General features: G+C 71.0%; 6 protein-coding genes. 1 reads left to right on the top strand and 5 read right to left on the bottom strand.

The features are described from left to right. The 3 genes from VKV26_24365 to VKV26_24375 form a co-directional block, all read right to left on the bottom strand. Positions 1 to 1,628, bottom strand: a 1,628-nt coding sequence (locus VKV26_24365; protein ID HLZ73050.1) for a PEP-utilizing enzyme, incomplete at its 3' end; no start/stop codon positions are given. A 103-nt stretch (positions 1,629 to 1,731) separates the two neighbouring features. Continuing rightward, positions 1,732 to 3,798 (bottom strand): S41 family peptidase, encoded by a 2,067-nt coding sequence (locus VKV26_24370; GenBank protein HLZ73051.1) that lies wholly within the window; start codon positions 3,796 to 3,798, stop codon positions 1,732 to 1,734. 79 nt (positions 3,799 to 3,877) lie between these two features. After that, positions 3,878 to 4,534 (bottom strand): Maf family protein, encoded by a 657-nt coding sequence (locus VKV26_24375; GenBank protein ID HLZ73052.1) that lies wholly within the window; start codon positions 4,532 to 4,534, stop codon positions 3,878 to 3,880. Between the two features lie 357 nt (positions 4,535 to 4,891). Here VKV26_24375 and VKV26_24380 point away from each other — a divergent pair, with 357 nt between their 5' ends. Next, positions 4,892 to 5,308, top strand: coding sequence for a response regulator (locus VKV26_24380; protein ID HLZ73053.1), 417 nt, complete (start codon positions 4,892 to 4,894; stop codon positions 5,306 to 5,308). A 407-nt stretch (positions 5,309 to 5,715) separates the two neighbouring features. Here the strand turns inward: VKV26_24380 and VKV26_24385 are convergent, their stop codons facing one another. Beyond that, complete coding sequence (locus tag VKV26_24385; GenBank protein HLZ73054.1) at positions 5,716 to 6,435, bottom strand: ribonuclease activity regulator RraA; 720 nt, start codon at positions 6,433 to 6,435, stop codon at positions 5,716 to 5,718. A 33-nt stretch (positions 6,436 to 6,468) separates the two neighbouring features. Beyond that, a complete protein-coding gene (locus VKV26_24390; GenBank protein HLZ73055.1) occupies positions 6,469 to 7,557 on the bottom strand; it encodes a nitrilase-related carbon-nitrogen hydrolase in 1,089 nt (362 codons plus the stop codon). Between the last annotated feature and the right edge of the window lie 394 nt (positions 7,558 to 7,951).

The following is a 7,951-nucleotide window of genomic DNA, read 5'->3' on the forward strand; positions in this document are numbered from 1 at the left end:
AACTCCCGCGCCACGGTGGCCGCGTGCGAGAGCAGACCGCCGGTCTCCACCACCACGGCCGCCGCGGGCACGAACAAGGGCGTCCAGGGCGCGTCGGTGAAGGGCGCGACCAGCACCTCGCCCGGCTCCAGCTCGACCTCCGCCGCCGACTCAGCGGAGAGCACCACCCGCGCCGGCCCGCTCGCCGTGCCCGCCGAGACCGGCATGCCCTGGAGCGTCGTGGCGCCGGCCTGCACCGCGGCCTTCGGCACGGGCTGCACGGGGAGGGCGAAGACCTCGGGCAGCTCCAGGCCGGCCAGCCGCTCCGACTCCTTGCGCCGGCGGGCAGGCGCGTGGGGCAGCCCGGCGACCGCCTCGCCGTTGGCCGCCGCCTCGACCTCGGTGACGAGCAGCCAGAAGATGTCGTCGCGCTGCTTGATCAGTCCGCCCTCGACGAAGCGCCGGCCCAGCTCGAGCGTCGGCTTGCGCAGCAGCCGGTCGCAACGCACCCAGTTCGCCTTCGTGGCCTCGCGCATGCGGGTGAACTTCTGCGCTTCGCCGAGCAGCGCCCGGTAGACGGCGCGGTGCTGCCGCGGCATGGCGGCCAGGATCTGCGCTTCAAGCGCCTCGCGCCCCTGCGCCGCCCGCTCTTCCAGGCGGTACGGATCCTTCTCCTTCCCCGCTTCGACGTAGGTCTTGATGAAGCTGATCGCGTAAGCCGGCTCCTCCTCCCAGTCGGCGAACGACGGATCGAGCTCGCCCTGGCCACGGAAGCCGTACAGGGCGATGAACGTGTCGAAGGCCGCGGCGAAGGCCCTCCAGCCGGCGTTCTTCGGCGCGCGCAGCCGCTCGGCGATCGCGTGCGGCGCCAGGGCGCGCAGCTCCTCGGCCAACGGCTTGCGCCGCTTCACCACCTGCGCCACTTCCCAGGCGCCCTTGGCCGGCTTCGCGCTCTCCACCTCGCGCAGAGCGCTGGTGAGGGCGATGATCAGCGCCGGGTCATGGCCGGGCAGGGCGACATCCAGCAACTCCATCAGCCGGTCGGTGTAGTCGCCGGCAGCGAGCGAGACGTAGAGGTGGTGGCCCAGCAGGCCGCTGGCCGTCTGCGCGCGGCGTTCCAGGTAGCGCCAGATCGCCCGCTCGGAGATGCGCGTGTAGTCGCGGGCGCGGTCGGCGGCGCGCAGCCGCTCGACGTTGACACGGTCGCGCTCGACCATGCGCGGCAGCATGCCGCGCAGTTGGCGCATGGCGCGGTCGTTCCGCCGCGCCCGCTCGTCGTCCACAGAGGCTTTGGCGCTGATGTCCTGGCCCTCTGTGGAGCTGATGAACTGCTTCATCAGGCCCGACTCGCGCCCCACCTGCCAGGAGCCGATCGCGGCGTTGAACCAGCCGATGTTGAGCGCCCAGCGCCCGGCGATCACGGCGGCCCAGTTGCCCGTGGGCGCCGGGTAGCAGGGCACCACGTCCAGCAGGTTGAGCCGGCCGGCGACCTGCACGGCGGAGTTGTGCTCGAAGCGCTGGCCGAAGGTGCTGAACAGCGGCGGCGAGATGCCAGGCACGACCTCCGAGGCGTTGCCGATCGTCCAGAGGTTGAAGGTCGGGTTCGCGTCCGAGTCCCACTCGCCGATCCGCCGGATCGTCGCCGTCACCGCTGTGCCTCCTCCGCTGGCCGGAGCGCCTGCCATGGCGCCGCCCGGCTTGCGGCGGATTATAGGCGCGCCGCGGCGCGCCGGACAACGCGGGCCGCGCCGATTACTGCGCGAAGGGAGACGCCTGGTAGCGCGCCTCGACCGCCCTGGCCATCGTCACCAGCGGGTCGAACGTCTCTTCGCCGGGCACGGTGGCGAGGCCGACGGCGAAGACGATGCGGCCGTGCCGCCAGCTCAGCAGCAGCTCGCCCGTGTCCTCCCACTGCCCGCGCCAGGCGGTCGTCTGGTCGCCGAGCTGGATCGGCGTATCCGTCTTCTGCAACAGATCGGGGAAGTCGGCGGCGCTCAGGTAGGCCGCCGCGCCGTCCGCCGTGGCGTAGACATCCGTCACGGTCAGTTCCATCGCCCCGACGCTGCTCTGGCCGAAGAACTGGATCTGCGCGCCCTGCCAGCCGCGCTGCTGCGCCAGCGCCTTCGCCGCCTCGGCGTCACGCCCCGGCCCCTCGTAGTTGTTCCATTCGGCGTAGCGGTTGATCACGTAGTCGCCGAAGAAGTGCACGCTGCTGATCTCCGGCGCGGTGGGCACCTCGCCCGCCGTCAGCTCGTACGGCGCAAACAGGGTGCGCAACTGGTCGGCGGGCAGCGTCGCGTCGCTGTTCGGGTTCACGTCGTACGAGCCCTGCGTGGCGAGCGCACTTTCGGCGGCGTCGATCACCGGGTCATCGCCCGCCGCAAGCTGCTGCGGCGAGGGATTGGGCGCGGCCACATCCTCGAACACGCCGATGTTGTCGATCGTTTGCTGGTCGCGGCCGCTGACCACGCGCGAAACGGTGACCTGCAGGGCGGCGCCGTCGGGCAGGGGGAAGAGCAGGCCGGTGCCGAGCCCACCGAGCGTTTTGTGTCCCACCAGCGTGGCGCGGCCGTACTCCTTCAGCGCCGAGGAGAGCACTTCCGACGACGAGGCCGAGAGGCCGTCGATCAGCACGGCCAGCGGGCGCTGCACCGGGAAGGTGTGACCGTCGGCCAGCGTCTCGGCGCGGTGGCCGCGGGCGTCGGTGTCCACGGCCACGCGCGCGTCTTCGAGGAAGCGCCCGGCGAAGGCTTGCGCCGTGGCCGTGACACCGCCCAGGTTGCCGCGCAGATCGAGCAGCCACTCCGTCACGCCGGCCGCCTCGAAGCCGTTGAGCGCGTCGTCCAGCTCTTGCACCACCGTCTTGCCGTCCTGCAGCGGCGTCCAGGGGTTGACGAAGCTGCGCAGGCGCAGGTAGCCCACGCCGCCCGGCAAAATCTGCGAGGAGAAGATCGGGAAGAGATACGGCCCCATCGTCAGGGAGATATCCATCGCACCCTGACCCGGCCGGTCGACGCTGACGGTCACGGCCGTGCCGGAGGGACCGTTGATCTGCGCGTCGAAGGCGGCGCGGACGGTTGCCTGCACGCTCTGCCCGTTGATCGCGGTGATCGTGTCACCGGTGTGGATGCCCGCCTGTTCCGCCGGCCCGCCCGTCGCGACTTCGCGCACGACGTGCGGCGCCCGCGGATCGGCGATCACGCCGATGCCGGTCTGCGTGGCGTCGGCGCCGCCCAGCTCCTGCTGGTCCTGCACGTATTCGGCCGGGGTGAGGAAGAAGGTGTGGTCGTCGCCCAGGCTGTTGGCCATCTCGTCGTCGGCGGCGAAGGCGAGCTGCGCCAGATCGACTCTGCCGCCAACCTCGGCGGCCAGGCTGTTCCACGCCGTGCTGAAGCCGGCGAACGCCTGGTCCTTGTCGCCCCGGGCGTTGGGCGCGGCGGTGCTGAAGGAGACGCCCTGCTGCCGCAGATTGCGCGCGGCGCCCTGCCAGGCGGCGTCCAGCAGCGGCGCGGGGTCCAGCGGCTGCACGTAGGAGTTGAGGATGATCTGGTACTCGGCGCGGACGGTGTCGACGTGCGTGCTGACGGGCTGCGCCCGCACCGACACCTCGCCGGCCGGCCGCATCGCCGTGATCAGCAGCACGAAGGCCAGGGCGAGCAGCAGCAGGCCGCCGCGCCGCAGGCGCGGCGCGCTGCCCGGCGGCACGGCCAGGTTTTCGTCCTGGTCGAACTGCTCGGTCTGCTCGCTCTCTTCGCTTACCGGAGGTCTGCGCTCCGCGGCGCTCGTCTCATTCCCACCACCAGCACACCAACCACCCACGCGGCGCCATCCTTCCGCTGCCCCGCGTCACATGTCGTGGCGGAGCGAGCGTTTGTGCACATCCTTCCGAGTGTAGCATTCAGTCCGCGCCGTCCCGCAGCGGGCAGGCGGCGCAGCGCAGCAGCGTGGCATCGGGCGGCGCGGGCCGCAGCGCGGGCGCCAGCGTCTGCAGCAGCCGGCGCACCGTCCACAGCGGCAGGCCCATCACGTTGCAGTAACAGCCGTCGCAGCGCTCTGCCGGGTGCAGCAGGGGATCCTGGATCGCGTAGGCGCCGGCCTTGTCGAACGGCGTGCCGGCGGCGATCGAGGCCTCGATCTCGTCCGCCGAGTAGCCGCGCATCAGCACGCGGGCGCCCGCCGTTTCACCGAGCTGCCGCGCGCCGCAGGCCAGTACGACGGCGGTGAACACGGCGTGCTCGCGCCCGGCCAGCGCCGTGAGCATGAGGCGGGCCTCGGCCGCATCGCGCGGCTTGCCCAGCGCCCGGCCGTCGCAGGCCACGACCGTGTCGGCGGCCAGCACCAGGGCGCCCGGCGGAGCGAAGGCCAGCGCGGCGGACGCCTTGCGCTCCGCGATCGCCGCGGCCGCGCGCTCGGGCAAAGCGCCGGCCGGCGGCGTTTCGTCGACGTCGGCCGCCCGCACGCTGAAGGGCACACGCAGCGCGGGCAGCAGCTCGCGCCGTCGCGGCGAAGCGGAGGCGAGGATCAGCGGCGGTCGGGGGGGCGGGGGGCCGGACATCACTCTCCCGGTTGGCTGGCGAGCGGCGACCTGTAGCGTAGCATCAGGAGGCACGGGCGGAAAATGCTGCACAGGACCGGCAAAGTCCTACCGCGACCGCGAAATCTATGCTACCGTTGTTGCGCTCTCGCCAGCTTTTTGTTTCATTGCTGCGATGTGCTACGCGGGAGTGAGAAATACCGGGAGCACCCGGATAGCCGCGCGACGGCGTTCCGCCGAGGATCAACGTAGCGCGATCGGCCGCGAGCCGGCTGGCACAGCCGGTCTGCGCGGTGGGCTGGTCGCGTTCGAGCGCGAGCCGCTGGCGCCGGCGGCCGTGCACCGGCTGGGCGAGGGCAGCATGAGAGGATCGGGCGTATGGCGCCGCAGCGGTTTGGCAGTACGGTGACGCGGGAACGGGGCGCCGACCAGCAGGGCTACGTCCTCGTGATCGAGGACGATGCGAGCATCCGCGAGTTGATCGGCATGGCGCTGGAGAACGAGGGCTTCCGCTACCGCGCGTCGGCGGACGGCCAGGAGGCGCTGAGCCGCATCGAAGAGGAACAGCCGGCGTTGCTGCTGCTCGACCTCGGCCTGCCCGTGGCCGACGGCGAGGCGGTGGCCGCCTTCACGCAGCACCGCTACGGTGGCGCCGTGCCGATCATCGTCGTCTCGGCCGTGGCGCAGATGGACGCACGCACCTGGCGCATCGGCGCCCGCGCCTTCGTGCACAAGCCCTTCGACGTGGACCACCTGATCGATACCGTGCGGCGCGTGCTGTCCGAGCGGCGCTGACCGCGGCCCCGCCGGCCTCACCCCAACCCCTCTCCAGTTCCTGGAGAGGGGCTTTTGAGTTGGGATCGCGCCGCACACGGTACGGGCACGCCTCCTCTATTCCCTGTTCCCTCGCACGCGCCAGGCATCGGAGGCGGCGCGCGTGGCTCCGGGCGCTGCCGGCGGTAACGGTCGGGTAAAAGCGCACCAGATGGGACAAACGGGCCTGAACCGTATCCCGATGGTGCCGAAGCTGAGAACACGGATGGTTCTTGCTGGGAGAGGAGCACCCCATCTATTCCGCAACAAATGTGAGCCTGTGCGCGACAGATTTCAGAAGAAGTACGTGCGCGACAATGTTTGGGCCGCGATAAGGTAACGTCCAGAGCGGCGGTACACCCGCGGCATCATGGGCGCAGTGCCGCTGCTCAGTGCCGGCGCCGCCAGGCTTCGAAGGCGGCGCGCGTGGCCTCGTTCGGCGGGTAGACGCCGACGATCGAGGCGCCGCCGGCGATCGTGCGCTGCACGAAGCTCTCCAGCTCATCTTGCTCGCGCGCCGCGCGGGCAATCTCCGCCGCCACGGCGCGCGGCAACACCACCACGCCGTCGTCGTCGCCCACGATCAGGTCGCCGGGCCGCACCATCACGCCGCCGCAGCCGATCACCTCGTCGATGCCGACGGCGAAGTGGCGTTCGATGTGCTGCGCCGGGTGCGCCGCCGCCGCGAACACCGGCCAGCCCAGGGCGCGGACGCCCGCCGCGTCGCGCATGGCGCCGTCCGTGACCACGCCCTTCGCGCCGCGCACGCGCATACGTGTGATCAGGATGTCGCCTAAAATGCCGGCGCCGGTGTCGCCGCGCGCATCGACCACCAATACCCGGCCGGCCGGGATGTTTTCCACGATCTTGCGCTGGGGATACTCGGAGTTGGCGAGAATCGCCGGGTCGCGGATGTCTTCGCGCATCGGCACGTAGCGCAGCGTCGTCGCTTCGGCGGCCAGCCGCATGCCGGGTTGCAGCGGGAAGACGCCGCGCATCGCCGTGCTGCGCAGGCCGTTGCGCGTGAGCACGGTGTTGAGCGTGGCCGTGGTCGCGACTTCCAGGTCTTCCCAGAGCGATGCGGGCAACGCCGGCAAGGCGTCGGTCATGCTTCGATCCTTCCCGCGCCTCCGCGCGCCGCCTCAGCGCTCCGGGCCGGGCTCGGCGGGCGGCGCCCAGGCGCCCCGCTGCTGCATACGGCGCACGTTCGGTCGCCAGACCTCGCGCTTCCACTCCTCGTGCTTCATCGGCGCGCGGTCCAGGTAGAGGTTCTTAGGATAGAGCGGCTGCTCGTAGATCAGCTGGGCGATCTCGCTCTTCACATCCTTGCCCAGGCTGGCCCAGAGGGCGCGGTCACGGAAGTCGCGCAGCGCCTCGATGTCCACAGGCCCGGCGACGTAGGTTGAGCCGGCGCCGTAGGGCTGCTGGCCCACGACCTTGCCGCGGAAGTCCACGATCATCGAGCGGCCACCGAAGGTGTCGATCGCCGTGTCGGCGGTGTTGTCCAAGAAGTAGGTGCCCATGTTCGGCGCCACGACGTAGAAGCTGTTGTCAATGGCGCGGGCGCGGTTGGTGACCTCGAAGATCTCGTTGCCCGTCGCCGGGTGCGGATAGGCGGCGCGGTAGACGACCTCGGCGCCGGCCAGCATCAGGCCGCGGGCGTACTCCGGGTAGCTGCCCTCGTTCGCCATGGTCACGCCGAGCCGGCCGATCTCCGTGTCGGCCACGGGGAAGAACGCCTCCAGCGTGCGGCCGTACAGCTCGATCCAGCGGTCCCAGACGTCGTGCGGCGTGACCGAGTGCTCGACGGGCAGCAGCGTCACCAGCTTGTGATGACGCAGGATCACGTTCCCGTCCGGGTCGAGCGCAAAGCCGACGTTGAAGAAGCGGTCGGGAAACTCCGGGTGGCGCGCCTTCGCCTGCGCCATGATGAAGACGCCCCAGTGCTTCGCCAGGTTGCCGAGAAACTCCGTCTCCTCGCCGGGAATGTCGATCGCGATCTCGCGGCTGTACTCGGCATGGTCGAGGTCGAAGACTTCGTCGGTGAAGCCCTGCAGTGCGCCCTCGGGGATGGCGACCAGGCGCACCGGCAGGTCGAGGCTGGAGAGCCAGGAAGCGGCGGCGATCAGGTCGGCAAGGTGTTCGAGGTTGCGGCGGATCTCGCTGCGCCGGCGCACGCCGCGCACGGTGGGCACCAGGCCGACGGCCGTGTAGGGAAAGATCTTCGGCATGGCGTCTGTTGCCTCCCTGCGGGCAAGCGTCGCGCGAGCGCCGGGCAGCGGCGTGCGTGCGCCTCATCCTCGCAGAAACGGCGTGCGGCCCTCAACCTCACCCCCTGCCCCCTCTCCTTCTCCCAATCCTGGGAGAAGGAGAGGGGCGATCCCGGGGAGGAAGTTCCAACGGCGGCGGGTTACCCGGCAGGGTAGGGGCGCTTCGTGAACCGCCCCTCGCGCCAAAGGCGCGACCAACAGCGCCTGACTAACCCGACGCCGACCCGGAACGCCCGACGCCGGATCGCCCTTCCCCTAGCATTGGGGGAAGGGTATGTGAGATGAGATGGGGGGCCAGCCCAGCACCGCCCTACAGCCGCACGCGCGTGCCGGCGCCGGCGGCCCGGGCACGGTC

This window comes from Dehalococcoidia bacterium (assembly GCA_035310145.1).
In the GTDB taxonomy this organism is placed as follows: domain Bacteria; phylum Chloroflexota; class Dehalococcoidia; order CAUJGQ01; family CAUJGQ01; genus CALFMN01.